The 25,767-nt window shown below is 60.0% G+C and carries 25 protein-coding genes; 7 read left to right on the forward strand and 18 right to left on the reverse strand.

Annotation, left to right across the window (positions count from 1 at the left end; all coding sequences use genetic code 11):
• Positions 1-16 precede the first annotated feature (16 nt).
• A complete protein-coding gene (locus G463_RS0104885; protein WP_026974264.1) occupies positions 17-1,351 on the forward strand; it encodes an MFS transporter in 1,335 nt (444 codons plus the stop codon).
• Positions 1,352-1,423: 72 nt separating this feature from the next.
• Positions 1,424-2,722, forward strand: coding sequence for a polysaccharide deacetylase family protein (locus G463_RS0104890; RefSeq protein WP_026974265.1), 1,299 nt, complete (start codon positions 1,424-1,426; stop codon positions 2,720-2,722).
• 106 nt (positions 2,723-2,828) lie between these two features.
• Here the strand turns inward: G463_RS0104890 and glyA are convergent, their stop codons facing one another.
• The 4 genes from glyA to G463_RS0104910 are packed head-to-tail and all read right to left on the reverse strand — an operon-like array spanning position 2,829 to position 5,700.
• Entirely contained in the window at positions 2,829-4,082 is a 1,254-nt protein-coding gene (gene glyA, locus G463_RS0104895) for a serine hydroxymethyltransferase (protein WP_026974266.1), read from the reverse strand.
• A gap of 27 nt (positions 4,083-4,109) precedes the next feature.
• Positions 4,110-4,778: a TIGR01440 family protein gene (locus G463_RS0104900; protein ID WP_084171228.1), complete on the reverse strand. Its 669-nt coding sequence runs from the start codon at positions 4,776-4,778 to the stop codon at positions 4,110-4,112.
• Positions 4,775-5,224 carry a ribose 5-phosphate isomerase B gene (gene rpiB / locus G463_RS0104905; RefSeq protein WP_026974268.1) on the reverse strand — a complete coding sequence of 150 codons (450 nt, stop codon included), beginning with the start codon at positions 5,222-5,224 and terminating at the stop codon, positions 4,775-4,777. The genes G463_RS0104900 and rpiB overlap by 4 nt, the downstream gene beginning before the upstream one ends.
• Complete coding sequence (locus G463_RS0104910; protein ID WP_026974269.1) at positions 5,221-5,700, reverse strand: low molecular weight protein arginine phosphatase; 480 nt, start codon at positions 5,698-5,700, stop codon at positions 5,221-5,223. The genes rpiB and G463_RS0104910 overlap by 4 nt, the downstream gene beginning before the upstream one ends.
• Positions 5,701-5,743: 43 nt before the next feature.
• Here G463_RS0104910 and G463_RS23125 point away from each other — a divergent pair, with 43 nt between their 5' ends.
• Entirely contained in the window at positions 5,744-5,974 is a 231-nt protein-coding gene (locus G463_RS23125) for a hypothetical protein (protein WP_169725424.1), read from the forward strand.
• A 16-nt stretch (positions 5,975-5,990) separates the two neighbouring features.
• Here G463_RS23125 and G463_RS0104915 read toward each other — a convergent pair whose 3' ends face one another.
• The 8 genes from G463_RS0104915 to G463_RS0104950 all read right to left on the reverse strand — a co-directional run bounded on the left by G463_RS0104915 (position 5,991) and on the right by G463_RS0104950 (position 15,407).
• Positions 5,991-6,545 (reverse strand): manganese efflux pump MntP, encoded by a 555-nt coding sequence (locus G463_RS0104915; RefSeq protein WP_026974270.1) that lies wholly within the window; start codon positions 6,543-6,545, stop codon positions 5,991-5,993.
• A gap of 74 nt (positions 6,546-6,619) precedes the next feature.
• On the reverse strand, positions 6,620-7,309 hold the full coding sequence (locus G463_RS0104920) for an L-ribulose-5-phosphate 4-epimerase (RefSeq protein WP_026974271.1): 690 nt from the start codon (positions 7,307-7,309) through the stop codon (positions 6,620-6,622).
• Between the two features lie 30 nt (positions 7,310-7,339).
• Complete coding sequence (gene araA / locus G463_RS0104925; RefSeq protein ID WP_026974272.1) at positions 7,340-8,839, reverse strand: L-arabinose isomerase; 1,500 nt, start codon at positions 8,837-8,839, stop codon at positions 7,340-7,342.
• A gap of 30 nt (positions 8,840-8,869) precedes the next feature.
• Positions 8,870-10,522 (reverse strand): ribulokinase, encoded by a 1,653-nt coding sequence (locus G463_RS0104930; protein WP_026974273.1) that lies wholly within the window; start codon positions 10,520-10,522, stop codon positions 8,870-8,872.
• A 95-nt stretch (positions 10,523-10,617) separates the two neighbouring features.
• Positions 10,618-11,640: a substrate-binding domain-containing protein gene (locus G463_RS0104935; protein WP_026974274.1), complete on the reverse strand. Its 1,023-nt coding sequence runs from the start codon at positions 11,638-11,640 to the stop codon at positions 10,618-10,620.
• Between the two features lie 47 nt (positions 11,641-11,687).
• On the reverse strand, positions 11,688-12,704 hold the full coding sequence (locus G463_RS0104940; protein ID WP_026974275.1) for an ABC transporter permease: 1,017 nt from the start codon (positions 12,702-12,704) through the stop codon (positions 11,688-11,690).
• Positions 12,701-14,218, reverse strand: a complete 1,518-nt coding sequence (locus G463_RS0104945) for a sugar ABC transporter ATP-binding protein (protein ID WP_026974276.1) — start codon at positions 14,216-14,218, stop codon at positions 12,701-12,703. Before G463_RS0104945 ends, G463_RS0104940 begins: the two co-directional genes overlap by 4 nt.
• A 61-nt stretch (positions 14,219-14,279) precedes the next feature.
• Entirely contained in the window at positions 14,280-15,407 is a 1,128-nt protein-coding gene (locus G463_RS0104950; protein WP_026974277.1) for a GntR family transcriptional regulator, read from the reverse strand.
• 253 nt (positions 15,408-15,660) lie between these two features.
• On the opposite strand from G463_RS0104950, the gene G463_RS21605 reads away from it, so the two are divergent.
• Complete coding sequence (locus G463_RS21605) at positions 15,661-17,355, forward strand: GDSL-type esterase/lipase family protein (protein WP_051321945.1); 1,695 nt, start codon at positions 15,661-15,663, stop codon at positions 17,353-17,355.
• Positions 17,356-17,395: 40 nt separating this feature from the next.
• Here the strand turns inward: G463_RS21605 and G463_RS0104960 are convergent, their stop codons facing one another.
• Positions 17,396-18,457 (reverse strand): L-threonylcarbamoyladenylate synthase, encoded by a 1,062-nt coding sequence (locus G463_RS0104960; RefSeq protein ID WP_035485791.1) that lies wholly within the window; start codon positions 18,455-18,457, stop codon positions 17,396-17,398.
• A 10-nt stretch (positions 18,458-18,467) separates the two neighbouring features.
• Positions 18,468-19,166, reverse strand: coding sequence for a stage II sporulation protein R (spoIIR, locus tag G463_RS0104965; RefSeq protein ID WP_035485793.1), 699 nt, complete (start codon positions 19,164-19,166; stop codon positions 18,468-18,470).
• Positions 19,167-19,481: 315 nt separating this feature from the next.
• Here spoIIR and G463_RS18890 point away from each other — a divergent pair, with 315 nt between their 5' ends.
• The 3 genes from G463_RS18890 to G463_RS0104980 all read left to right on the forward strand — a co-directional run bounded on the left by G463_RS18890 (position 19,482) and on the right by G463_RS0104980 (position 21,882).
• On the forward strand, positions 19,482-20,015 hold the full coding sequence (locus tag G463_RS18890) for a hypothetical protein (protein ID WP_051321946.1): 534 nt from the start codon (positions 19,482-19,484) through the stop codon (positions 20,013-20,015).
• Positions 20,016-20,404: 389 nt separating this feature from the next.
• Entirely contained in the window at positions 20,405-21,181 is a 777-nt protein-coding gene (locus G463_RS18895; RefSeq protein WP_051321947.1) for a glycerophosphodiester phosphodiesterase, read from the forward strand.
• Between the two features lie 308 nt (positions 21,182-21,489).
• Complete coding sequence (locus tag G463_RS0104980; RefSeq protein ID WP_026974280.1) at positions 21,490-21,882, forward strand: PilZ domain-containing protein; 393 nt, start codon at positions 21,490-21,492, stop codon at positions 21,880-21,882.
• Between the two features lie 36 nt (positions 21,883-21,918).
• Here the strand turns inward: G463_RS0104980 and prmC are convergent, their stop codons facing one another.
• The 4 genes from prmC to G463_RS0105000 all read right to left on the reverse strand — a co-directional run bounded on the left by prmC (position 21,919) and on the right by G463_RS0105000 (position 25,731).
• Positions 21,919-22,845: a peptide chain release factor N(5)-glutamine methyltransferase gene (prmC, locus tag G463_RS18900; protein WP_169725425.1), complete on the reverse strand. Its 927-nt coding sequence runs from the start codon at positions 22,843-22,845 to the stop codon at positions 21,919-21,921.
• Positions 22,846-22,873: 28 nt separating this feature from the next.
• Positions 22,874-23,944: a peptide chain release factor 1 gene (gene prfA, locus G463_RS0104990; RefSeq protein ID WP_026974281.1), complete on the reverse strand. Its 1,071-nt coding sequence runs from the start codon at positions 23,942-23,944 to the stop codon at positions 22,874-22,876.
• A gap of 213 nt (positions 23,945-24,157) precedes the next feature.
• Positions 24,158-24,370, reverse strand: a complete 213-nt coding sequence (rpmE, locus tag G463_RS0104995) for a 50S ribosomal protein L31 (RefSeq protein ID WP_026974282.1) — start codon at positions 24,368-24,370, stop codon at positions 24,158-24,160.
• 140 nt (positions 24,371-24,510) lie between these two features.
• Positions 24,511-25,731 (reverse strand): radical SAM family protein, encoded by a 1,221-nt coding sequence (locus G463_RS0105000; protein ID WP_051321957.1) that lies wholly within the window; start codon positions 25,729-25,731, stop codon positions 24,511-24,513.
• Positions 25,732-25,767 lie beyond the last annotated feature (36 nt).

A 25,767-nucleotide genomic window follows, 5' to 3' on the forward strand; every position in this document is an offset into this window, starting at 1 on the left:
GGCGAGGAGTGGTTCTGTGAACAATCGACGGGGGCTGTCCCGACTTTCGCAATGGCTGGAACCTGAATTGTTTCAGCCATTTGTTTTTGGCGTCCTGTTCTCCCTCACACTGTCGGAATTCGTTCGCGGGGCCCTGACCCTGTCGCTGATTCCCACCTACGGCCGGAGCGTCCTCGGCTTTGCCGTAGAATGGACCTCCCTTGCCCTGTCGATGCACTATTTGGCGGACAACCTGATGCGCTCCCCCGCCGGCTGGATGGCGGATAGGTTCGGGCAACGGACGATGCTGCTGGCCGGGTTTGCACTGTCCTTCTCGGCGGTGTTCTGGATGATGAACGCCCATTCCATACTGAGTCTCATCGGCAGTCTGGCCCTGTACGGCATCGGCGTGACGCCGATGTGGCCCGCGGCCATCTCGGGCATTGGCCTCGCCACGCCGGAACAGAGCCGCGCCCGATTCATGAGCTACCTGTACATATTCTGGATGGCGGGGACCGGGCTGGGCCCTGTTACCATCAACTTCCTGATTGGCCGCACGTATACGTTGGCGTTCACCGTTCTGCTGGCGATAGATTGCGCCGGCTTCGCCGTCGCCTGGTTTCTGGTGCGCCGTCCGCGCGATGTGGGAGTTCGGAACCCCGCAGAGGGGGCATCGTCACCCCACCGGTCGGTCAGACGCCGCCGCGCTTATTGGCAGTCCCTGTGGCGCAATGTGAAGGAAGTGGCATTCCTCTTTCCCGGCATGTTTGCCCAAACTTTCGCGGTGGCCTCGCTGCTGCCGATTCTGTCGCTGTACGCGAAAATCGTCCTGCGCCTGAGCGGCGCCATGTACAGTTTTCTGCTGATATTCGGCGGCGCGTTCGCGGTGGTGCTGCTCATCCCGGCCGGCCACCTGGTGGACCGCTTCGGCCCCCGGCGATTCCTCGTCCCCGCCTTCCTCATCGCCGGGACGGCACTTGGCACGTACCCCATCTTTCATACGCTGATCAGCACCTTCGTGGTCGTCGCGGTCCTCGGCTGTTGCTATGGATTCATCCTGCCGGCCTGGAACTCGGTTCTGGACAAGTCCATCGATCCGGACAAAAAAGGGATCCTGTGGGGCGTGTTCATGACGGTGGAGGGATTCGGATCCGCCATCGGCCCGTACCTGGGCGGACTCGTGTGGGACACCATCAGCCCGCGCGCACCCTTTGTCGTCAGCGCCGTGGTGATTTTCGTCATGGGCCTCTTGTACCTGGTGCTCCCCATCGAACGGCGCAATCGCGCACCATCGCGGACACGCGGGGAACCGCGCAAGGCCTCGCCGATGCCCCCAAGACGCATGGCCCGGAGCCGCAGACAGCGCACGTGATGGACGCTTTCTGCATCGCCGTCCTCCTCATGGTATGATTCCAAGAGAAGTCTGACAGGGGAGGATACGAGCTTGGTTTGGCGGATTTTGCTCCTGGTCATCATCGCCTATCTCATATACGCGCCCATTCCGGAGATTCTCTTCAAGCTCCTGCACATCCGGACATTGTACAAGGGCCCCAACACCACGCGCGCCATCGCCCTGACCTTTGACGACGGGCCCGATCCGCGCTATACCCCGAAAGTCCTGCAAATTCTCCGTGAACACGGCGCCAAAGCGACGTTCTTCCTCGTTGGCCGGCGCGCCGCAGAGCACCCGGATCTCGTCCGGGCCATCCTGGCGGACGGACACGAGATTGCCTCTCACGGTCACCTGCATCGACACGCATGGCTGATGACGCCCTGGTCCACCTGGCGGGACATCCGCGAAGGCAAACGACAGGTGGAACGCATCACCGGGCAACCCATTCGCTACTACCGGCCGCCCTGGGGCGCGTTCAACTGGTTTACGCGCATCGCCTGTGCGCGCCTGCACCTCCAGCCTGTGCTGTGGTCGGTTCGGGCCATCGACTGGCTCCCAGGCGAGTACGCCGACGACGTGGTGAAGCGCGTGATCCAGGGCGCGCACACCGGCGCCATTGTGCTCTGCCACGACGCGGGCGGCGCCGAAGGCGCGCCGCGCAACACCATCGCGGCATTGCCTGAAATCTTGACGACGCTTGGCCAACGCCGCTTCACGTTCACCACCGTCGGCGCGCTGGCAGAGGCGCGCCGCGAACAGGCGACGGCGGTGCAATCGCTCTACAGCCACTATCCAACGGCGCGCCGGGCACTCATCCGGCTCTGGACAATTGTCGAATTCGCCTTCCGCACCCTTTACCGCATAGAGCCGGTCAACCGGATTTTCCGCGTGTCTCCCACCGTCTGGACGCACGGAACCCGAACCGACGCCAACGGCGAAGTCATTGTGCAGGACGGCGACGCGGCACTGGAACTGCATTTCCAGAACGAAACCTTAATCACGATTTCAGGCGCGCGCGACAACCGCGCGCTCATCCGCGGACTGCGTGGCGCCAAGGAAGGTTTTCGCGACATCGCCCAGTTGCTCCGGCACGATCCGCGCTATCAAAACGTCCGCGCCATCGTCGCGCCAACCCTGATGAACCGCGGGGTGGATTTGCTCGGCTTCCACATCGAGGAACTGCCCGACAACCGGGGCAATCGATGGGTTCAGGGATACATGCGCTTTCTGTTGGGCTTGTACCACCCGGACGGATTCGCGAGATTAAAGGAAGGCCGACAATCGCTGGAGATGAAGCTCATTTGGATGTCCCGCGAGGAAGTGCTGAACCTGTACGGAAGAGATGATTGAGCGACGAAAGGCCGCCCGCTCCGTGCCAGGGCACGGAAGGGGCGGCCTTTTTGCATATGGAATCCCGTCTGTCAGCGCCTGTGGAAGCAAGATCTGCGCTTGTGCATCATTCCGCGTAGGAAATCCCCGGATACATCGGATACCGCTCGGTCAACGCCCGCACCTTCTGCTGCGCCTGGGCTTTATCGGCGTCCGTAAACGCCGAGGCGAGGACGAGGTGGAAAATGTCCGCAATTTCGGCCATCGCCTGCTCGTCCATTCCGCGCGTGGTCACAGCCGGCGTGCCCACGCGAATGCCGCTGGTGACCATGGGCGAGGCGGGATCGAACGGAATGGTGTTCTTGTTCACGGTAATCCCGATTTCGTCCAAGCGGCGTTCGGCCTCTTTTCCGGTGAGGTTCATGTTGCGCACGTCAATCAGAATCAGATGGTTGTCGGTGCCGCCGGAGACCAGCCGAAAACCATGACCCAGCAGCGCGTCGGCGAGGGCTTTGGCGTTTTTCACAATCTGACCGGCGTACGCCTTGAACTCCGGCTTCAGGGCTTCGCCGAACGCGACCGCTTTGCCGGCGATGACATGCATCAGCGGCCCGCCCTGGATACCGGGGAAAATCGCCTTGTCAATGGCCTTGGCGTGCGCTTCGGTGGTGAGGATGAGTCCCCCGCGCGGCCCGCGCAGGGTCTTGTGCGTGGTGCTGGTGACAAATTGCGCGTGCGGGACCGGAGATGGATGGAAACCGGCGGCCACCAACCCGGCAATGTGCGCCATGTCCACCATCAATTGCGCACCGACTTCATCGGCAATCTCGCGCATTTTCGCGAAATCGATGAAGCGCGGATACGCGCTGGCACCGGCCACAATCAGTTTCGCCCGGCTTTCCTTGGCGGCCTTGCGAACGGCTTCGTAATCAATCACCTCCGACTCGGCGTCCACGCCGTACGCGGCGAATTGGTACAGTTGACCCGAAAAATTCACAGGACTGCCGTGGGTCAGGTGTCCGCCGTGGGACAGATTCATGCCGAGCACCGTATCGCCGGGCTTGAGCGCTGCAAAATATACCGCCATGTTGGCCTGCGCGCCGGAGTGCGGCTGCACGTTCGCGTGCGCGGCGCCAAACAATTGCTTGGCTCTGTCGCGCGCGATGTCCTCCACCACATCCACGTGCTCGCAGCCGCCGTAGTAGCGGCGCCCCGGATACCCTTCCGCATACTTGTTGGTCAGCACGCTGCCCATCGCCTCGAGCACGGCCTGGCTGACAAAGTTCTCGGACGCAATCAGTTCAATCTTGTCTCGCTGGCGCTGCAATTCCTGCTGCATCGCCGCCGCAACCTGCGGATCTTGCTGCTGCAAACGGGACATCTTCAATCTCCTCTCCCACTCCTCGTTTTATCGCCCGATGCGGCGACGCGCTTCCGCCACATCGTACACGGCCCGCTCGCCGCCAATCCGCGGCGGCCGCGTCCGCGCCATGGTCACGTGCGCGGCCCCCACCGTGTTCCGGCGGCCGCGCACGGGTACTGCAACTGGCTTTAAGTGCATGCCAATCAGTGTGTCGCCGATATCAATGCCGGCATCCGCCCGAACCGCGGACACCAAGCACGGCTGGCGCATGGAAAAGTAGGCATGCGCGGCAACGGCGCCGCCGGCCCCGGGCACGGGAATCGCGTATACCTCCTCGAGGCCGTATCGCACCGCTGTTTCCCGCTCAACCACCAGCGCCCGATTCAAATGCTCACAGCACTGAACGGCGACGGAACAGCCACACTGCTCTGCAAATTCAAAGACCGACGCGACAATGGCAGCACCCACGGCCTCCGAGGTGGCGGTCCCGATGCGCTGCCCCATGACTTCGCTGCTCGACGCACCCACCACGAGCAGACTCCCGCTGCCAAGTCCGGCCGCTTGGCGGAGGTCCTCCAGGCATTCGCGGAGTTCCACCTGAATCCGGGCCAAATCGCCTGACGCAGCGTGTTCCAGATTGGATCCGGTCGGGGTGGCCGCAGCCTCATCCGGACAGCTCAAAGCCAGCCCCCTGTCGTTCTCACGCTTGCTCATTGCAACGACTCCCGTTCGAGGTCGGCCACCTTGGCGAGGCGCTGGGCATGCCGCCCCCCTTCAAATTCCGTGGTTAACCACGCCTTCAACACCTCCGCCGCAGCACCTTGACCAATCACTCGTTCGCCCATGGTCAGCACGTTGGCGTCGTTGTGCATGCGCGACATTTTCGCCGAAAACACATCGTGCGCCGTCACCGCGCGAACGCCCTTGACCTTATTGGCCGTGATGGCCATACCAAGGCCGGTGCCGCAAACGAGCACACCTCTGTCGTACAAGCCATCCGCCACGCCTTTGGCGACCTTTGCGCCATAGTCCGGGTAATCAACCGACGTTTCATCGAATGTGCCCAGATCCTCGTAGTCGAGCTGCAGTTCCTCCAGTGTCTGTTTCAACAGTTCCTTGAGCCGGTAACCCGCGTGGTCACTGGCAATGGCCACCTTCATTCCAGACTCCCCTTTGTCGCCAAATGTTCTATCAGTCCACGGACGGCTTTGCTCAAGTCGTCTGCGCACGCTTCGTACTCCGCGTCCGCTCCTCCGAACGGATCTACAATATCACAGATTACGGCGGCCGCGGGCGGCGCGTCGGCAAGAAACCGTCCCAACCGCGCCGTCTTGCCGGCCGCTTCCGGAAAGCGTCGCAGCAGATCCCATTCATGGGCTGCGGTCATGACCAGGATGGCATCAGCCCACGCCACCAGCTCCGCCGTCACCGGCTGGGCCTGGTGGGCCTGGAGCGGTACGCCGCGGCGGGTGAGGGCATCGGCAGCCAGCGATGACAGCGGCTGCCCGGGCATCGCATACAGCCCCGCCGATTGAATGACCCAGTCGAGGCCGCGTTCGCTCACTTCGCGCTGCGCCAGAAACGCTGCCATCGGACTGCGGCAGGTGTTCCCTGTGCAGACAAACAACAAATGCACGTGATCACCCTCCCAATCACGAATGGACGGCAGCCCCGCGCATGTGACGGGCCGCCTGCTGCGTGAAGCCCCCGTTTCGGTGGACGCCGCACGTCGACTTCCCGCACATAATCGGCAGCGTTTTGCAACACACCTGCCGCCGCAGATGCACTGCAAAACGCTGCAATCGTTCGCCGTATTGACCCAGCCAGCCACATCGCGCAAGACGGCAGCCGTCCATGGATTCAGTATATCCCCCGGCGAAACCGGCATGCAACCGCCGCCCCTGCTCTGAGCCAGGTCGGCCGAGCTCACTGCGCCATGAACAGTATGCCGTACACCATGAGAATCCCCGCGCCGAGGAGCTCCCCGTACACCCCCAGCGTCCGGGTGGCTTTGGCGCCAATCACCAACCCCACGGCGCACAGACCCGCCGCCACAAATCCGAACGCCAGCGCACAGGCGATGCCGTACGTGGTGCTGGACAGCCCCAGGCTCAATCCCACGGACAGCGCATCGATGGATACGCCGATGGAAAACAGCCCGAGCGCCGCCACCGTCGTGCCCACCGCCACCGGCTCCTCCCGTTGAAACAGGCTCGTGTACGCCATGTGCAATCCCAATCCCAACAGTAATAACGCGCCGAACCATTTAGCAATCTGCCCCATTATCCCCTGCATGAGCATCCCCATGGAAATGCCAATCAGCGTCATCAAAACATGCGCAACTCCGATGGACACAGAGAGCTGTACAACGCGATTGCGCGGCAGGCCCTGCAGCCCCACGCCCAAGGCCAGGGAGAACGCGTCCATCCCCAGCGCCACCGCCATGATGCCGACTTCCAGGACGTCGTACAGGTGTTTCAACGCGAACGCTCCCCCTCTGTCCAAGCTAGTCCAGTCTATGCTTGGCGCGAGGGGGAGATTCGCCGAATCATCCGTCAGACTTGACCGTAGTAAGCGTGTTTGCCGTGTTTGCGAAGGTAGTGTTTATCCAAGAGCGACGATGAAATTCGGGGGAGCGCGGGTTTCAACTGCAGAGATTGATACGCGAGTTTCGCCACCTCTTCCAAGATGACCGCGTGCTGCACCGCCTCCTCCGCGTCCTTCCCCCAGCAGAAGGGAGCATGACCACGAACCAGGACGGCCGGCATCGCGTTGACATCCATGTTCGCAAACGTCTCGACAATCACCCTGCCAGTCGCCTCTTCGTACGCACCCTCAATCTCCGCCGTGGTGAGCGGCCGCGTACAGGGCACATCGCCGTAAAAGTAATCGGCGTGCGTCGTCCCCAGAGCGGGTATAGGAATCCCCGCCTGGGCAAACGTGGTCGCCCACGGCGAGTGGGTGTGGACAATCCCACCGATATCAGGGAAGCTTTTGTATAACCACAGATGGGTTGGCGTGTCGGATGACGGGCGCAGTGCGCCCTCCACCACGTTTCCATCCAGATCCACCACCACCAGCGTGTCCACAGTCAACGCTTCGTACGGGACACCGCTTGGCTTGATGACCACGCGTCCCAACTGTCGGTCAATCCCGCTGACATTTCCCCACGTGAAAGTAACCATGCGATATTGCGGCAACATTAAATTGGCCTTCAACACCTGCTCTTTCAGAGCTTCCAGCATATCGGTCCCCTCCCGGTTGGCGAACTTTCGTCATCGCAACCGCCACGCAGCGTCGTTCCAAGCCAGGGCCTGCCGCAACCCAAGCAGCGAGGTGTGCCGATCTATCACGACACACTCCACGCCCGTCATCGCGGCCCAGTCGGCCAGCTGCTCCGCGGTGACGGCATACGAAAATACCGTGTGATGCGCGCCGCCCGCGTACAACCAACCCTCTGTCGCAACGGACCATGAGGGTTGCGGCTTCCAAAGAACTCTGGCCACTGGCAGACTGGACATCGCTTCCGGAGGAAAGACCGCCTCCACTTCGTTCACAATGAGTCGGAACCGATCCCCGAGGTCCACCAACGACGCGACCACCGCAGCCCCTGGTTTGCCTGTAAACACGAGCCTCGCCGGCGGTTCCTTCCCCCCAATGGACAACGGATGGACCTCCAGACGCGGGGTATCCGCCGCAATGGTGGGACAGACTTCGAGCATGTGCGCACCGAGGGTACTTTCCTCTCCCGGTACCAAATGATAGGTGTAATCCTCCATGAACGAGGTGCCTTCAAACCCCGCCATGCGTTTGACAACGCGCACCAGCGCAGCCGTTTTCCAATCGCCTTCGCCGCCGAATCCGAATCCATCCGCCATCAATCTCTGCACGGCCAGGCCAGGCAGCTGGCGCAAGCCGTGCAAGTCCTCGAAATTTGTGGTGAAAGCGGTGAACCCTCCTTGGTACAGGAATCGCCGCAGTCCCAGCTCCATCCGCGCCTGTTCCCGGACGGCGGACCAATACGGCGCATCTTCAAGGGTTCCCTTCGCAATTTCGTACATGTCCCGGTAGGTTTGAACGAGAGATTCCACTTCCGCCTCGGACACGTACGCCATGCAGTCCACCAAGTCGCCTACGCCGTACGCGTGCACCGCCCAACCGAATTGCGCCTGGGCGGCCACCTTGTCCCCCTCCGTGACCGCCACCTGACGCATGTTGTCGCCGAAGCGAGCCACTTTCAGCGAATGGCCTTCGTTGACCGCGACGGCGGTGCACATCCATTCCGCGAGCCGCCGGCGGAGCCCACGGTCTGCCCAATGGCCGGCCAGGACTTTACGACGAACCCCCAGGCGCGCGCCAATGAACGCAAACTCTCGGTCACCATGCGCTGCCTGATTGAGATTCATGAAATTCATGTCCACAGTTTTCCAAGGAATCGCGTCATGGTACTGGGTGTGCAGGTGCAACAGTGGTTTTTTCAGCACCGTCAGACCGCCAATCCACATCTTTGCCGGCGAAAACGTGTGCATCCACGTCAACACCCCGGCGCAGGTGGGATCCGTATTTGCTTCCGCACACAGTTGCGCAATGGCTTCCGGCGTGGTCATCAACGGCTTCATATCCAATTTGTACGGCAGCGACGCATCGTCATTGAACGAACGCACAATGCGTCGCGCCTGCGACTCCACTCGCTCCAGCGTCTCCGGTCCGTACAGATGTTGGCTGCCAACGACAAACCAAAATACCGGAGTTGTCTCGCGACGAGCCTCACTCATGATCTCTCCACTCCTTCTGCGGAATCCGCCTCAGCGCGGTACGGTGTCCAGCCGTATCTGCTTCGCCTCGTGCATCAATGCCCTGTGGGTATCACCTAGCAAATGGTACAAGCGATGGTAGAGTTGATAGACGCGGTCGTACACCTGCTGTGCCTCCGCGTGGGGGTAATACACACGCTCCACGGGGGACGCCAACCTGCGCGCGGCATCCTGTATCGTTGGAAAGACGCCTGCAGCGACGGCGCCAAACATGGCGGCTCCGCGAGCGGGAACCTCCTTGGAGGCGAACACTTCTACGGGTACGCCACAGACATCCGCGTAAATCTGCATCAACAGAGGATTTTTGTGTGAAATGCCGCCGCACGCCGCAATCTTCTGCATCGGAAGGTGATGTTGTTCAAAGTTCTCGAGAATTCGACGGGTGCCAAATGCCACGGATTCCAAGAGTGCGCGGTACATCTCCGCGTAGGTTGTGGAAAGCGTCAGTCCCATGATCACGCCGGACAAATCCGCGTCGCCCAGAATGCTTCGGTTTCCGTTCCACCAATCGAGGACCACCAGACCGTGCGAGCCGGGCGGAATCTCCGCCGCCAGTTGTTGCAAATCATCGTGAACCGAACGTCCCAGTCGCTCCGCAGACTGTTGAATGTCCGTCTGGCTGAGGGTGGACACAAACCATTGGAACATATCGCCCACCGCGGCCTGCCCCGTCTCGTACCCGAACATGCCGGGCAGCACCCCGTCACGAACCACGCCCGTGATTCCGGGCAATCGAACCTCGTCCTGCGAGACGGCCACATGACATATTGAGGTGCCAATGACCATCACCAGCGTGCCCGGCCCTGTCACGCCAACGCTCGGTACGCAGACCATCGCGTCCACGTTGCCAACGGCCACCGCCACCGATGGCCGCAACCCAAGCCGCGCAGCCACCTCGGCCCGCAATGCGCCCGCGCGGGTGCCTAGCGGATGGAACTGATTGCCGAGTTTCTCCGCAGGATTTTCAAACTGCGGATGGACGGCGCGAAAATAGTCCGCGGATGGCAGTCCCTCGTCCTGGGACCACATGGCCTTGAAACCGGCTGTGCAGGAATTTCGACACTCTCGACCGGTCAGGTGCCAAACAATCCAGTCCGCCGCCTCAAGAAATCGGTCAGACGCGTGATACACCTCCCGGTCCTCCTCAAAAATTTGCAGCAACTTCGGGAAGTACCATTCCGAGGAGATGGCCCCGCCGTACCTGGACAGAAATGACTCGCTGCGCGCCCGCGCCACTTGATTCATGCGGTCTGCCAAGGGCTGTGCCGAATGATGCTTCCACAATTTTGGCCACGCGTGCGGGCGGTGCTCCCAGCCCTCAACCAGACAAAGCGGAGTACCGTCCCGGAGCGTCGGTAGGACCGTGCAGGAGGTGAAGTCAACACCAATGCCCACCACCTCATCCGGATCCACGCCCCCCTTCGAAATCACCGACGGAATCCCCCGATAAATGACTTCCAGATAATCCTTCGGATGTTGCAGCGCCCAGTCGGGCGGCAGAGGCTCTCCCGTGGGTAGTTCTCTATCGAGCACCCCATGTTCGTAAGGAACGACGTCCACGGCCACCTCCTGCCCATCTTCCACATTCAGGAGCATCACGCGCCCCGACAGAGTGCCGAAATCTATGCCAATGGTGTATGCCACCCCGGACACCTCCTCAGGGCAACCGAAGGGGATTTGCATCCTCCCTTCGGCTGCCTAGTGTGCATTTCTGAATCGCCATGCTCTGAAGATGTGTGCTACTGGTTCAGATACGATGCCACGTTCTGTTTCGTAATCACAGTCACTCCGGTATCCACCGATGAAGGGACAGGATCCACATTGGCTGTCTTCCAGTTTTTCACCGGATTGACCAGGTCGTGATGGACGGTGTACGCGAACATCAATCCCCAAAAGCCCATGTTCCAGGTGCCCTGCGCGATGGTCGCCGTGATTTCGCCATTTTGAATGGCTTTCAGCGTCGCCTGGTCTGTGTCAAAGCTCACAATCTGCACCTGACCTGTCTTGTGGGCTTCCTTCACTGCCGTCGAGACGCCAATCCCTTCGTCCGCTTCGGTGGCAAACACGCCGTTCAAATCGGGATGGTTTTGCAGGAGCGCGGAGGTTACCTGTGCGGTCTTGATTTGGTCCGAATTTCCGTTTTCCACCGCGACCACCTGAATTCCGGGATACTTTTGTGCCATCTCCTGCTTGAATCCCTGCTCCCGCTGATCGAGGTTGAGCTCTCCAGGCGTGCTGACGATGGCCACCTTGCCGTGCCCCCCTAGTTTTTGCCCCAGGTAATCCGCGGCCGTCTGCCCGGCCTCGACGTTGCTGGTGCCAAGGTAGGAGTACCGTTGGCTGGACGGTGCGTCCGAGTCGAACGCAATCACCGGAATGCCCGCCTGAATCGCTTGGTTGATATACGGTGTCAGCGCTTTCTCGTTAATGGAAGTGATGAGAATGCCCGCCGGTTTCTTCGCAATCACCTGCTGCAGCGTGGTCGCTTCCTGGTTGATGTCATACTGCGGCGCCCCGGTGTACACCACGTTCACATGCAGGTCTTTCGCGGCTTCCTTAGCTCCGGCGAGTACGCCTTTCCAGTACTCAATCCCGGACAGGAACGTGATCATGTAATACGTCTCTCCCGATTGCCCCGTGAACGCGGCCGATGATGATGACGACGCCGGGGACGTCGTCCCCGTAGTTGTGCTGCACCCCGCGAGGCCTGCTGCTAACGTGGCCACAGCGGCGGCTGCGGCAAATCCTTTCCATTTCTTCATGAACATGAACCCCCTTCATTTCTCCTCAAAATTGGATTCGTGATGGATTAAGAAACCTGTTTGTCTCGGTGCGTCAGCACATCCAACGTCACCGCGGCAATCAGGACAAAACCGGTCACCAGGCTCTGCCAGTACACCGAGACGTTCAGCAGCACGAGCGCGTCATTGACAATCCCGACGAGTACGCTGCCGAGCAATGCGCCCAACACTGTGCCTTCGCCCCCACTCAGGCTGGCTCCACCGATGATGCACGCCGCGATTGCCTGCAACTCCATCCCCACGCCGGCAGTTGGCGCAGCCACGCTGAATCGAGACAGCGTTAGAATACCGGCCAACCCCGCCAATAGCGCCGTGAACACGTAAATCCAAACCTTCGCTTTACCAACCTGAATCCCCGACAAAAAGGCGGCGCTTTCATTGCTGCCGATGTAATACACTTTGCGGGCCACCACCGACCGCCGCATCAGATAGTCGGAGATGGCGACAATCACCGCCAAAATCCAGATCAACACCGGGATGCCGAGCAAACTGCCCTGCCCCAGGAACAGGAACGACGGAGAGATACCGGCGACTGAGAGCGGAGCGCCCTGCGTCACCACGTAGGCAATCCCTTGGACGACTCCCTGCATACCGAGCGTCATAATGAACGGGTTGATCCGTATGCGACCGATGAAGATCCCGGTGATGAGTCCGGAGGCCAGCGCCGCCGTGAGCCCGAGAAGGGCCGCAACCCAAACGTTGAGCCCGTCGAGCGCCAGACTCCCCGCCACCACGCCGGACATGCTCATCACGGAACCCACCGACAGGTCAAATCCGCCGGATACCAGCGCCACTGTCATGCCAACCGCAACAATGGCCATCATGACAATGCTCAAAATTGTACTCAAAATGTTATCCATGTTCAGGAAATTTTCATTGAGTAAAGAGAGCAGGACGATCAAAACAACGATGACCATCCCAATGGTAAACTCTCGAACTTTCGTCAACCTCCGAAGCCAAGAAGTTGGTTGCTCCATCGCCAAATTCGTCTGCGGACTGGCCGTATTGGTTGTTTGTTGACTCATACCGCTCCCCCCGTGACAGGCGTCCTGCGCAAACCAGACGCATATTCCATGATGATGTCGTCGCGGATGTCCTCTCCGGACAACACCCCGGTGATGGATCCTTCATGGACGACCGCAACCCGGTCACTCAATCCCACCACCTCCGGCAGTTCGGATGAAATCACGATGATGCCAATCCCCTCGCTGGCCAGCCGGCGCAGCAACTGGTGGATTTCCGCCTTCGCGCCGACGTCAATGCCGCGGGTGGGTTCGTCAAGAATCAGAATCTTTGGATTCCTGGCTAGCCACTTGCCAATCATGACCTTTTGTTGATTTCCGCCGCTCAGACTGCCCACAGCTTGTCGCTCCGAGTGCGCCTTGACCCGCAAATCCGACATCACTCGCTGAGCCAGTTGCGCGGCGGCCGACTCATTCACCACCCCGCGCCTTGAGAGCGCTTCCAAATGCACCGCCGATACGTTGTCCTGAATCGACATCTGCAAGAACAGCCCCTGTCCTTTGCGATCCTCCGTTAGGTAGTACATCCCTGCCGACATGGCATCGCGAAAGGACCGGACCTGCACCGGCTTGCCGTTCAGAAAGATTTCCCCGCGCTGTCGCGGCGCAATGCCGGTGAGCGCGTGCATCATCTCTGTCCGACCGGAACCAACCAAGCCAAACAGGCCCAAAATTTCTCCTCTGCGCAGGGTGAACGACACGTCACGGCATTTCCGTCCGGCGGTCAGGTGCTCCACCCGCAGCAACTCCGTGGCTTCCGACACCCCTTTGTCCGGGTAGATCTGCTCAATCGTACGCCCCACCATCATTCGAATCACATCGTCCGGCGTCAATGTTGACGTGGTGCCGCAACCCGCGAGACTGCCATCCCTGAGAACGGAAATGGTATCGCACAGAGAAAAAATTTCATCGAATTTATGACTGACGTAGATGATGGCTTTGCCGTGGGCTTTCAGTTCGCGCAGCACTGTGAACAGTTGTTCCGCCTCGCTGACGCTGAGCGCAGACGTCGGCTCGTCGAAGATGTAGAGATCAGCGTCTTGCATCAACGCTTTTGCAATCTCCACAAGCTGTTGTTGCGAAACGCTCAGATGCTTGACTCGTTCGTTCGGATCGATAGACGCTTGAAGTCGCTGCAGCTGCTTGTAACAGGCATCCAGCATCTGGCGCTTCCGCATCAGGCCGAAGCGGGTCGGCGCCAAACTACCCAAAATGTTCTCCATGACGGACACATCCGGAAACAGACTGAGCTCCTGATGTACGATGGCAATGCGTTCTGCGCGCGCCTCCGCCGGAGAGCGAAAGTGGACCGGACGACCGCGAATCAGGATGTCTCCGCCATCCCGCGGGAGGGCGCCGGTGAGAATTTTCAGAAGAGTTGATTTCCCAGCGCCATTTTCCCCCATCAGTGCGTGGATTTCACCGGGTTGAACGACCAAGTCCACACCGTCCAACGCCACCGTGCCAGGAAAACGCTTACGAATACCTCGTACTTCCAAGATTGGAGTCGGCGGCATCTCCGTCACCTCACCCTATTTGTATGGATGTACGTACAAGTTAAAGCAAGTGAATGACCACTTATCGCGGAACGGTGGTCGATTGACGCACGATGAGTTCCGGCTGAAACACGTGTTCCCTCGGAATCCACATGTTTTCTGGCTGATTCATCATATCGAGCAGCATCCTGGCGGCCGCTTCCCCCATCTCGGCTTTGGGATGCCGGATTGTGGTCAACGGCACAGACCCGTTGACAGCCAGCGTGGAATCGTCAAATCCTGTCACGGATACATCGCCCGGCACGTCCATCCCCTCGGCATTCAACGCCTGAATCAAACGAATCGCCACCTCGTCGTTGTAACACACCACAGCGGTCGGAGCATCCGCCAATTGTTTGAAGTACTGGTCCACAAAAGCGTCAATCGCTGAATCCCTGTCTTCGGTGGTGAACGTCTTTACATACTGCCCCTGAATCGGAACGCGCGCATTGTGATGCGCCTTTACGAAGCCTTTAAAGCGGGCGCGCCCCTGTAGGTCGTCAGACTTGAACAGGCCGGCCACCCAGGTGTGGCCCAAATCCAAGAGGTGCTTGGTGGCCAGATACGCTCCCTCCGCGTCGTCCAAAGACACCATGCTGGCATTGAGTTCAACGTAGGAACTGTGCAGCATGACAAACGGAATGTTGCGCTGCTCCATCAACAGGTACAGGTCAATATTCGGGTTGGGATGCGTACTTTTTGTCGGCTCCACAATCAGACCGTCCACAGCCTGAGCCAATACGGTCTCCAGCGCCCGCCGCTCCGTTTGGACATTGTTCCCCGTACTGAACAGAGACAGGGTGTGGCCGTGTGCTGACAGATGCGACTCAATTCCACTGATGATGAACGGAAAAATATAATCCGCCAGATAGGTAGTGATCACCGCAATCCGAGCGTGCTGGACCGCGCCACGCGTCGAGGATGACCCCATGTCGCCCGACCGTTTTGCGAACGTTCCCCGTCCTTGTTCTCGATACAACCACCCCTCATTCACCAGCTCTCCTATCGCCTGTCGCACGGTGTGCCGGCTGATGCCGAACCCTTCCGCAATCTGGTTCTCAGAAGGAATTCTCCCGTCTTCCCCGATTTGACCCGAAAGAATCCAATTCTTAATGCTGTTTTTCACCTGCTGATACTTCGTGCCATCCTCTCGAAGACGCATGCCGGACATTTCGTGGACAGACCTCCCGACAATTGTTTTGCTCCCAGTTTAATATACTCAGATGTTGGCACTCCACTTTGCGCGAGAGACCTGACATATCTGAATGATAACATTTGTACGTACATCCGAACAAGATGCTTTATCAAAATTTCTGCACATTTCCCCATGCCGATGCCTGTCCCCGACCGTACCCAGCGCTGCTTTCGCAATGTACAATATAGAAATACACACGAGAGTACACGATGGTGGGGAGGAATACCGGATGATGCAACCAAGCCTGCGGAAACTTCGTCAGTTGTGGATACGGCAATCATCCTGGTTCCACCGGCCCTGGCTGTCCGTCGTGCTGATTCCTCTATTGACCGTCGCGCTGGGCACGGCGGGTTGGTACCTGTGGGGGCCAAAGCCGTCCATTCCGGTTGATCTCAATCAACCGGACACGCTCTCCCAAAAGGTCCGCGTACACAGTTCATCGGCGAAAGCGGTATCCAATCTGGTGGCAACTCCGTCGGGTAACTCGGCGAGCACGGCCACATCCGCAGCAGCCAATGCCGGACACACCAGCGACAGCCGGTCTCTGCCCGCGCTGCCCACGGGGAAACAGACATTGGTCGCGCTGGGCGACTCCATCACGTTTGGGTACAATCTGCCGGGCGCATCCGCAACCACGGCGTCACCGTACGCATATCCATATATTGTAGGGCGTGATAAACACATGCAGGTTGACAATCTGGGGGTCCCCGGATGGGAGTCCGCCGATGTCCTGCACGCCCTGCAAACAACCAAGTTTCGCAAAGCGATTGCCGCCGCGAACGTGGTCACACTGGACATCGGCAGCAACGACCTGCTGCACACCAGCTATGATCTGGCCGCGATGGCCAACACCACGCCGCCGGCCAAAAACCAGGTCATGTCCGATCCGCTCTTTCAGCAGTCCCTGGCGCAGTACTCGAAAAACCTGCCGGCCATTCTCACGCAGCTGCGAACGTTAACAAAGGCACCCATTGTACTGTTGAATCTGTACAACCCGTTCCCGGACGGCAGTGATCTGCACGCGGTCGCGGAACAGGTGGTGGCGGCGGCCAACCAGGTGATCTACGCCACGGCGGCACGCTTCGACGTCCCGGTCGCGGACATCCACAGCGTCTTCAACCACCAGCAGGCGACCGACGTCCGCATTGAAGCGCTGGACATCCACCCCACCGTCACCGGCCAACAGGCCATCGCCGACGCGGTGGAGGACGTCCTCTCACGCCCACTCTGGCATCAACCGCTCCTGTTTGCGGTCTCGACCAAGGGCACCCTGGTGTACTCCACCACGCGCCCCGGTCCCTTCGCCATCTACTGGCTCAGCCCGGACGACGGATTGCCCGTCACCGGAGAACAGAACGGATGGGTGACGGTGACCACGCCAAACGGCCAGAAAGGTTATGTACCCGCCGACAAGGTGACGGTGCTCTTGCGCGCAGATCCGGATGTGCAGTTTGACACTGAGGTGAACGAGGTGGCGGGCGGATTGATTGTGGATTCGGTGTCCGAACGCGCCAGCAGCGTGTGGCTGTGGAAAAATACGCTGTACGCGCCCGTCACGTACTTGGCGAAAAACGCCAACGCCACGGTGACGTACAATGCGGCGGAGCACGAGGTGGACATTGACACACCGCAGCACAGCGGGCTGGTGCAGACGGGTCTGCTGAACCCGCTGCCGGTGGACGCTCCATACCCGGTGCCGCATGTGGTGATGCAGATTCAATTGGATGGAAAGACCCACCGCGTCACCGCAGAGGAAGCCGGCATTGAAGTGGTGATAGACGGCAATCCGGTCAATCTGCAGGCGCCCGCCCTGTGGATTCAGGGGCAAGTTTACGTGCCCATCCTGACTTTCTGGTCCGACCTCGGCGGAACCATCACCCACGACGCAAAAGGACTGCCCATCCTGTCGGCCGGCGCGTCGTAAGCGGCGGCGGCGCGTACGACGCTGTCTGGGGACCGGTCGCTCACACGCGATACAACCGTCCCTCCGACGCTTTTTGCAGGCGGTTCATCACCGCGGCGCCGAGCCCTTCCGGAGGGACGCCCACCACCAGAATATGGTGGACTCCTTCGTGATCAAACGCGCGCAGTTGATGGTAGAGCCGCCGACTGAGTGCAGCGGCGTACGGTTCCGTGGCCGGCGCTTCCCATACCAGCGGGTGCAGCGGCTCCACAACCTCGCGCCACCCGTGTGGAACCAACGCGGCCAGCCGCTGCCCGGCGTGTTGGCGAATGAATGCGGACACGGCGGACCGAATCGCTTCGACATCTCCCCACCACACGTGCACCTGCGCCGCCGGCGCGTAGTGGCGATACTTCATGCCGGGAGCCATCGGTGCATCGGTGGGCTGGGTGAGGTGCGGATCGAGCACGACCGGTTGGCGCAGCACGGCGGACAACTGCTCGGGAGTGATGCCGCCCGGACGGTAGATGACGGCGCGCTCATCCGTAATCGCGACGACCGTGGATTCAACGCCAATCGGACACGCGCCACCGTCCACCACCCCGTCAATCTGCTGGTTTAAATCCTCGAGAACATCGCCAGCGGTGGTGGGGCTGGGTTTCCCGGAGGTATTGGCGCTCGGCGCGGCGACCGGACAGTTGGCCAAGCGAATCAGGGTCCGGGCCACCGGATGGTTCGGCATTCGGACACCCACGGTGGTCATGCCCGGCCGAACGGCTGGCGCCAAGCGCGGGTGTGCGGGGAGGATGAAGGTCAGCGGCCCGGGCCAGAAGGCGGCCATGGCTCGCTCAACACCATCGGGCAACTTGTCCGGATGGAGGATCACGCCGTCCAGCATGTCCAAATCCGCGATATGTACAATCAATGGGTTGTCGGCCGGACGGCCCTTGGCGCGGAAAATTCGCCGGGCGGCGGTGTCATCCCATGCGTTGGCGCCAAGTCCGTACACGGTTTCCGTAGGAAACGCAATCAGGCCGCCTGCGTGAAGCCGGGCGGCCGGTTCTGCCAAAATCACTTCCAGTTGCGACGGATCGTGAATCTCGCGTACATCCCAGACGTTCATGACATTCTCCTCAGTGGTGGTTCCACAGATGTTGAATCGCCTTCCAGGCCGTCTCTCCATAGTCGACGGCGGCCAGGCGGACTTGCACATTGGTCTTCTGCCCTTCCGCATTGGTCACCTGGATGGTCTCCAGCGGCGGCAAGTCCGGAAATTGGCCGGTATTCGGTACAGCGTCACCGTCCGCGATATCGACAAAGCATAGCGGCGGAAACAGCACGCACCACCAATTCTGCCCCCGACCGGCGCCGAGCGTGATGCGCAGCGCCTCATAGTTTCCAGCCGGATACACCTGGTTTCCATACACTTTGGTAGGAAACGGCACCTTGCCGACATCGGCCGTGACAGGATAATCATACCCCCGCCGGCGTGTCACTTCCAGCGCTGTCTGACGCAGCTCCGGCAGGGCCGCCTCCACCCGGGCTTTCGCTTCCGCGGCAGTTTTGGCGCCTTTGACCAGTTCGCCAACCTGCACCACCACCGCGTCCCGAACCTCTCGCTTCACCTCTTGGTCTTGCGCGCTGTCGCTGTTGGCGATGATACGGAGTCGCAATGCATCACTCGGAATGGTGCTGCCGTGTGGCTCAGCCACGTCGAAGGGCGCGGCGTCCTCAGAGGGTGCGGCGGTCACCTGCTGATGCATCACCATTCTCCCCGCCGCAACCACGCACACCATCGCACACAGAAACAGCATCATTCGCTTGACAGCCATCCGTATCCCCTCCAACGGTGCATTCCGTTTCTCCACCTGGTTGGTTTCATCTCCGGAATCTAGGTCATCTAGCAATCATTCTGTCCGACGGATGATAGGTTTATACGTGGGCGCTGGCCAGACGGAGAGCGGGTTCAGTGCTGCGAACGGCGGAAGCAATGCATGGGCGCGAGGCTGTGGACATTCTCTCCTCTGCGCGGAAATAGCAGCTGCTCATTGATGATGCCATCGCAGAAAATTCCACACAAAATCTGTCAGATCTTTGGTCCACGAGATGGTATACTGAATGCACTCGGATGCGATGGAGGTCAGACAATGGATTCCGAACTCAGAGCGTTTCTGGAACGACTGGATGGGCGGTTCGACCGTGTGGATCTGCGTCTGGAGCATTTGGAAGGCCGCATGGAGGCGTTGGAAAGTCAGGTAGACCAGCGCTTCGACCAGGTGAACGAGCGGTTCGCTCAACTGGACCAACGCCTTCACCAGGTGGACGAGCGGTTCGTTCAACTGGATCAGCGCCTCCACCAAGTGGACGAGCGGTTCGCTCAACTGGACCAACGCCTCCACCGGGTGGACGAGCGGTTCGCTCAACTGGACCAACGCCTCCACCGGGTGGACGAGCGGTTCGCTCAGCTGGATCACCGCCTCGACCAGGTGAACGAGCGGTTCGCCGTGATGGAACAGCACCTTGAGCAGGTGGCTCACAAACTGGACATCACGTACGAACAGGTCGAAAGGCTGACGGAAAACATGACGGAAGTCAAAAAATCCATCGAGTACGTGGAGTACAAGACGGCTGAGCACGACAAAGACATTTACTTCTTGAGCAAGGTCCGAGAAACCCTTTAACATCGCCATTCCCGCGTCGGGTTCCATAAACCGAACGACACAGGACCTGCAGCGCTTGTCAGTGGAAATCAAGCAATCTTCATCGCCTGGTTTTGGGACCCCTCCTTCATTTTGTTCAGAACGGTTACGGACACCTGAGCGGCTCCCACGCCCCCGTGGAAGCCACAACCTCATTCCTTCTGCGAACGTTCAATCCACCCCGAAGCCGTGTTTTACACACCCTTAACCGATTCTCCCATCGAAATTTACACAGCGCGTATAGAGTGGACTCGAATCGCCCAATCTCTTGGAAATGCCGCACGTTGATGGCCAAACCGGCAAATCATACAGAAGGCGATGGCGCGTGCTTGGCAAACCGTCCATGCAGAGATTCGAAGGAGGACAACAGCATGGAAATCTGGGCTCATCGCGGGTGGTCCGCCCGTTATCCGGAAAACACAATGGCCAGCTTTCAAGCCGCTTTGGAACTGGGCGTCCGAGGCATTGAACTGGATGTTCAACTGTCGAAAGACGGCATCCCCGTTGTACTGCACGACGACACCGTCCAGCGCACCACCGATGGACAGGGCAGAGTCCGGGATTTCACGTGGTCCCATCTGCGCCAATTGGATGCGGGGAGTTGGTTTCATCCGCGTTTTTCCGGCGAGACCATTCCCACATTGGGAGAGGTTCTCGCCTTGGTCCAGACCCGCGGACACCTGACCCATGTCAACGTCGAACTGAAAGCCACTTCTGTTGGAGCCCAGGACCTGGTGGACGCGGTGTGGCGCACCGTTCACGCCACCGATATCGCGTCGCTGGTCCTGTTCTCATCCTTTGATCCCAATCTGTTGCACGCCCTGCGGCGATACAGCCGTCGCATCCGGTTGGCTCTGCTGACCCCCGCGTGGAACGCGGACGCGGCACATGCGGCAAAGGAAATCGCGGCACAGGATATTCATCTGGACGCAGCGCATTTCTGCACGGCGGTGTTGGATGATGTTCGGCGGAATCACCATCAAGCACTGCGCGTATACACCGTGAACCAGCCGGATGCGGCTGTCCACCTGTGGCGAAGCGGAGTCAGCGGCATTTTCACCGATTGCCCGGATCTGATGCTGGAGACGCTGGTCCGTCAAGGCCAAGCTGAGCTCCACACGACTCCTCCACATCCGGCTTCGATGTGACCGCCTCGGACCGTTGACTCACAGCGAGTCACCGACTCGAAGGGAAGCGCTGTGGATCCCATCTCACCTCTCAGGGGAGGAGCCCGTCCGAACGCCCGGTTGGGGCCTCCTCCCCCTGTTGCGCCTCCTCCCCACCCGTGATGCTTCGTGAAATGCGTTACACTTCCTGATGGACAGTGTTATGATAGAAAAAAGTGAAAACCGAGGAAATCAACAAAGTTTTCCGAACAAGTTCCTCGGTGTCGCCTATAGAGAAAGAGAACGAGTGCCAAATTGTTGACAGAGGCATCCGGCCAGGGGTAAAGGTGATGTTCGTGAAAAAGCCGCACAGCCCAACAACACCCAGACCCACGCCGACCGTGGTGGAACGGCGCGTGCAGATCCGCATCGCGGTGAGCATTCCCGCTCAGGTGACGGATCCGCAACACGTGTGCCATCGCGGCGTGATTCGTGACATTTCCACCGGCGGCGCCCAAATCGTCACCGAATTTGCCCCGTTCCAGGACGCCACACCGCTCACCGTGACGTTTCGCTTGGGCATGCAATACCATCTGCCCGCAAACGTGGTTTGGCAACAGCCGGTGTCCGGCCACCGATGCCACCTGGGCGTTCGGTGGACCCATCTTCCCGCCGAAGTGCAGGAGCGGCTGACATGGGAGCTGCTGCGAATTGCCGTGAATCGCAGGCGCCTGAAGAAATGAGCAGGACTCTTTCAGCACACGGTCGACAGCGTCTGCTCATCGCCGCTCTCCCCATACCACCCTTTCCACACCGCGGAGATCAGGGATGATGCCGAAACGCCAGCCCTGCCATCGATGGCCGTGGACTTCCGCGAAAAGACGCCGCACATCCGACGCTTGTCCCCGTCCCACCTCGAGGAACAGCGCCGCTGGCCCGTCTCCGAACTTGTCCGCGCCCGTCTCGGCCAATCCACGATAGAAATCCAGCCCGTCCGCACCGCCATCCAACGCCAGGCGGGGTTCCCAATGCCGAACCTCTTCGTCCAACCCGTCTACGTCCACGCTCGGAATGTACGGCGGATTGCTCAACCACACGTGAATCGCATGTGATTCCGGTGTGGTGCGAAGCCACATGAGTCCATCCGCGTGAACAAATTGCACCGACGCCCCGTGCGCCTGCGCGTTCTCCTTCGCAACCGCCAACGCGTCTTCCGACATATCCACCGCGAACACCGTGGCTCGAGGACATGCCAGGGCCATCGTCACGGCGATGCAGCCGCTGCCCGTTCCCACATCCACAATGCGGGCGTCCGGTCTCACGTCGTTCACCCAATCCATCGCCCGTTCCACCAAAATCTCGGTTTCAGGCCTGGGGATGAGACAGCCCGGGCGCACGGTGAAGGGACGCCCATAGAACCACGCCTCTCCCACAATGTACTGCAAGGGTTCTCCACGCACGCGCCGTTCCACATAGGATTGATACACCGTGGCAGCATTCTCCGGCACCGTGTCGCCGCTCGACACCAAAAGTTTCGTCCGCGTCCACCCCGTTGCGTATTCCAGCAGGAGCAGCGCCTCATGACGAACCCAATCAGCGCGTTCCTCCTCCGGCGCTGCGGCAAACGTCCTCGATGTTTCCATGAAACCCTCATGCAAACGGGAGGCCGCCCACTGTTCGGCCTCCCGAATCGTCCACGCGGTCATCCCGTGCGCCTCCCGTTGCATCATGCCGTCACGCTTCTGCCGCAGCCAGCATCTCCGCTTGATCCGCCACAATCAGAGCCTGGATGATTTCGTCCAATTCCCCGTCCAGAACCGCATCCAGTCGATGAATGGTCAGGCCAATTCGGTGATCGGTCACGCGACTCTGCGGAAAATTGTAGGTACGGATCCGCTCGCTGCGGTCTCCCGTCCCCACCTGACTCTTGCGGTTGGCGGCCAGCTCCTCCTGCTGCTCGGACTGGTACTTCTCGTACAACCGAGCGCGCAGCACGCGCATCGCCTTCTCCCGGTTTTTAATCTGCGACTTCTCGTCTTGGCAGGACACCACAATTCCGGTTGGAAGGTGCGTGATGCGCACGGCCGACTGGGTGGTGTTCACACTCTGTCCTCCAGGCCCGGTCGAGCAGAAGGTGTCAATGCGGATATCTTTCTCATGAATCTCCACCTGGATGTCTTCCACTTCCGGCAAAACGGCCACCGTGGCGGTGGACGTGTGGATCCGTCCGCCCGACTCGGTCACCGGCACGCGCTGCACGCGATGGGTGCCGCTTTCAAACTTGAGTTTGCTGTACGCCCCCTTGCCCTGAATGGACAGTGTCACCTGGCGAAATCCATGGATATCCGTGTAGTTGGCGTCAATCATTTCCGTTTTCCAACCGTTGCGCTCCGCGTAGCGGGTGTACATGCGGAGCAGGTCCGCCGCGAACAGCGCGGCCTCATCGCCTCCCGCCGCCGCGCGAATTTCGAGGAACACGTTCTTGTCGTCGTTCGGATCTTTCGGCAGCAACAGCACCTGCAGGCGTTTCTCGAGCGACGCCAGTTCCTGCTCCTGCTCTTCAATCTCCAGCTTGACCAGTTCGCGCATTTCATCATCCAGCTTCTCCGCGAGCATCTCCTTTGCATCGCGCAGCTGTTGGCGGGCCCGTTTGTACGCCCGGTACGTCTCCACCGTATCGGCCAGATCCGATTGTTCCTTGGAGTACTCCCGGAGCTTGGCCGGATTGTTGAGCACATCCGGGCTGCACAACCACTCGCCAAGCAGCGTGTACCGTTGTTCCATGGCCTCCAATTTGTCAAACATCGTCGCACCTCTATCGCACCCCGACTCGGGGAGATTGTCCAGGGGTCTCTGTCCACGCCGCGCCCCGAACTGCGTACGGGTCTCGCGGCTAGGCCCATCCGGGTCACAGAACGGGCCTGCAATCATTATACACTGTCGCCAATGACCAAAAACGGGCCAGCATCCGAAGCGGGACGCTGACCCGTTGCCACATGCGCGCCGAGCGCGCTCTGATTACGCTTGAGGAGACTTCAGGCCGTACTTCTTGTTGAACTTATCCACGCGGCCGCCGACATCGACGAGCTTCTGTTTGCCCGTGAAGAACGGATGGCACTTGGAGCAGATTTCAACACGAAGATTCTCTTTGACAGAGCCGGTTTCAAATGTCTCACCGCAAGCGCAGGTGACCGTCGTCACATGGTACTCCGGATGAATGCCGGTCTTCATGTCTTTCACCTCGCTTTGTATTCAAACAGCATAAACACACTAACAGCGATTATAGCACGGTGATGCCCTTTTGTCATCCGTCGGCGATGTTGCCCATCGCGACAAACGGATGGTTATCCGGCAATGCGGATCAACAACACTCACTTCCGGCGGACCGGTGGAACATGGGTGTAGGACCCCACATCCAATCCGGGACATTCCGACCGAAAGATGTCCATGACCTGCTTCATGCCCAGCAATTCTCCACGCTGCGCCGGAATCCGTTCCATGTAGTACTCCGGATCAATGTTCAAATTGCGCATTTGAACCAAGCGAACGCCGGTGTCCCGGAGAAACTCGACCATGGCCTCGACTTCTTCCTCGCGATCCGTCACGCCCGGAAACACCAGGTAATTGATGGAGGTATACACACCTTGTTCCGCCGCGTAACGCAACGTGGCCGCCACATTCTCGACGCCGTAGCCACGAGGCTTGTAGTACGCATTGTAGTGGTCGGGCAGTGCACTGATGATGCTCACGCGCATCAGATCGAGACCGGCATCCACAATGGCCTGCAAGGGTCTCGTCAGTCCGCCATTGGTGTTGATGTTGATGTATCCGTCGCTCGTCTGTTCCCGCACGCGCCGAATCGACTGCACAATGTCCGGCCAACGCGTCGCCGGCTCTCCCTCACAGCCCTGGCCAAAACTGACGATACCCTGAGGATTTCGCCGAATGTGGGTCATCATCACATCGACCAGTTCGTCCACCGTCGGTCGGAAGTTCAGTCGAACCTGCGGCGAAGGGAACGGCGCGTCGTCCGGCTGCTCCGAGATGCACCCCACACACGCCGCGTTGCACGTCGACGATATCGGCAAAGCGCCTTCCAGGCGGCCGAGGAATGTGTTTTTCGCGGTGAGGCACCCATAGCCGAGCGCACAGTGAGACAGGTGGGCATACAGACGGTTCTCGGGGTGCTCTGCCAAGATCCGCTCTACCGCCGCTTCCACTTCCCCGTCCGCAATCGCCGACGGATCCCACAGATCCGGATTGTCGGTGGCGTCTGCCGCCACCACGAACTCGCCGTCCAACCAGCCGACGGCGGTGTAGCCAAACAGCGGCAGCGGCTCGGCATCGCGGCTTCGCTTGACGTATCCGGGCAGATACAACCGCGTGAACCCCTGCGGAAGCAACGCTCCAACCGCGTATGTGTCTCCTTCGAGTTGAACCATCTCGCCGGTGTCCGGTCGAACGCCAATCACGCGCGTTCCCGGCAACCACGCCAACGTGGCCCCTTTGGGGAGAGGAATCCACTCCGCAGGCTCAATATCCGTGAGATACGCGCCGGTTCGCCCTGTTGGAAGATAACGGTGGTGATTCATTACTTCTCCGCGCGCATTGGCGTAGACCAGCTTCGG

The sequence above is a fragment of the Alicyclobacillus contaminans DSM 17975 genome, from assembly GCF_000429525.1.
GTDB classification, from domain to species: domain Bacteria; phylum Bacillota; class Bacilli; order Alicyclobacillales; family Alicyclobacillaceae; genus Alicyclobacillus_A; species Alicyclobacillus_A contaminans.

Coding starts and splice junctions, on each gene's coding strand:
- glyA (WP_026974266.1), bottom strand. CDS start 4,082: ATGTCCCGTTTGCAGCAGCAAGATCCGCAGGTTGCGGCGGCGATGCAG.
- G463_RS0104900 (WP_084171228.1), bottom strand. CDS start 4,778: ATGAGCAAGCGTGAGAACGACAGGGGGCTGGCTTTGAGCTGTCCGGAT.
- rpiB (WP_026974268.1), bottom strand. CDS start 5,224: ATGAAGGTGGCCATTGCCAGTGACCACGCGGGTTACCGGCTCAAGGAA.
- G463_RS0104920 (WP_026974271.1), bottom strand. CDS start 7,309: ATGCTGGAAGCTCTGAAAGAGCAGGTGTTGAAGGCCAATTTAATGTTG.
- araA (WP_026974272.1), bottom strand. CDS start 8,839: ATGAGTGAGGCTCGTCGCGAGACAACTCCGGTATTTTGGTTTGTCGTT.
- G463_RS0104935 (WP_026974274.1), bottom strand. CDS start 11,640: ATGAAGAAATGGAAAGGATTTGCCGCAGCCGCCGCTGTGGCCACGTTA.
- G463_RS0104940 (WP_026974275.1), bottom strand. CDS start 12,704: ATGAGTCAACAAACAACCAATACGGCCAGTCCGCAGACGAATTTGGCG.
- G463_RS0104945 (WP_026974276.1), bottom strand. CDS start 14,218: ATGCCGCCGACTCCAATCTTGGAAGTACGAGGTATTCGTAAGCGTTTT.
- G463_RS0104950 (WP_026974277.1), bottom strand. CDS start 15,407: ATGTCCGGCATGCGTCTTCGAGAGGATGGCACGAAGTATCAGCAGGTG.
- G463_RS21605 (WP_051321945.1), top strand. CDS start 15,661: ATGATGCAACCAAGCCTGCGGAAACTTCGTCAGTTGTGGATACGGCAA.
- G463_RS0104960 (WP_035485791.1), bottom strand. CDS start 18,457: ATGAACGTCTGGGATGTACGCGAGATTCACGATCCGTCGCAACTGGAA.
- spoIIR (WP_035485793.1), bottom strand. CDS start 19,166: ATGGCTGTCAAGCGAATGATGCTGTTTCTGTGTGCGATGGTGTGCGTG.
- G463_RS18890 (WP_051321946.1), top strand. CDS start 19,482: ATGGATTCCGAACTCAGAGCGTTTCTGGAACGACTGGATGGGCGGTTC.
- G463_RS18895 (WP_051321947.1), top strand. CDS start 20,405: ATGGAAATCTGGGCTCATCGCGGGTGGTCCGCCCGTTATCCGGAAAAC.
- G463_RS0104980 (WP_026974280.1), top strand. CDS start 21,490: ATGTTCGTGAAAAAGCCGCACAGCCCAACAACACCCAGACCCACGCCG.
- prmC (WP_169725425.1), bottom strand. CDS start 22,845: ATGACCGCGTGGACGATTCGGGAGGCCGAACAGTGGGCGGCCTCCCGT.
- prfA (WP_026974281.1), bottom strand. CDS start 23,944: ATGTTTGACAAATTGGAGGCCATGGAACAACGGTACACGCTGCTTGGC.
- rpmE (WP_026974282.1), bottom strand. CDS start 24,370: ATGAAGACCGGCATTCATCCGGAGTACCATGTGACGACGGTCACCTGC.
- G463_RS0105000 (WP_051321957.1), bottom strand. CDS start 25,731: ATGAATCACCACCGTTATCTTCCAACAGGGCGAACCGGCGCGTATCTC.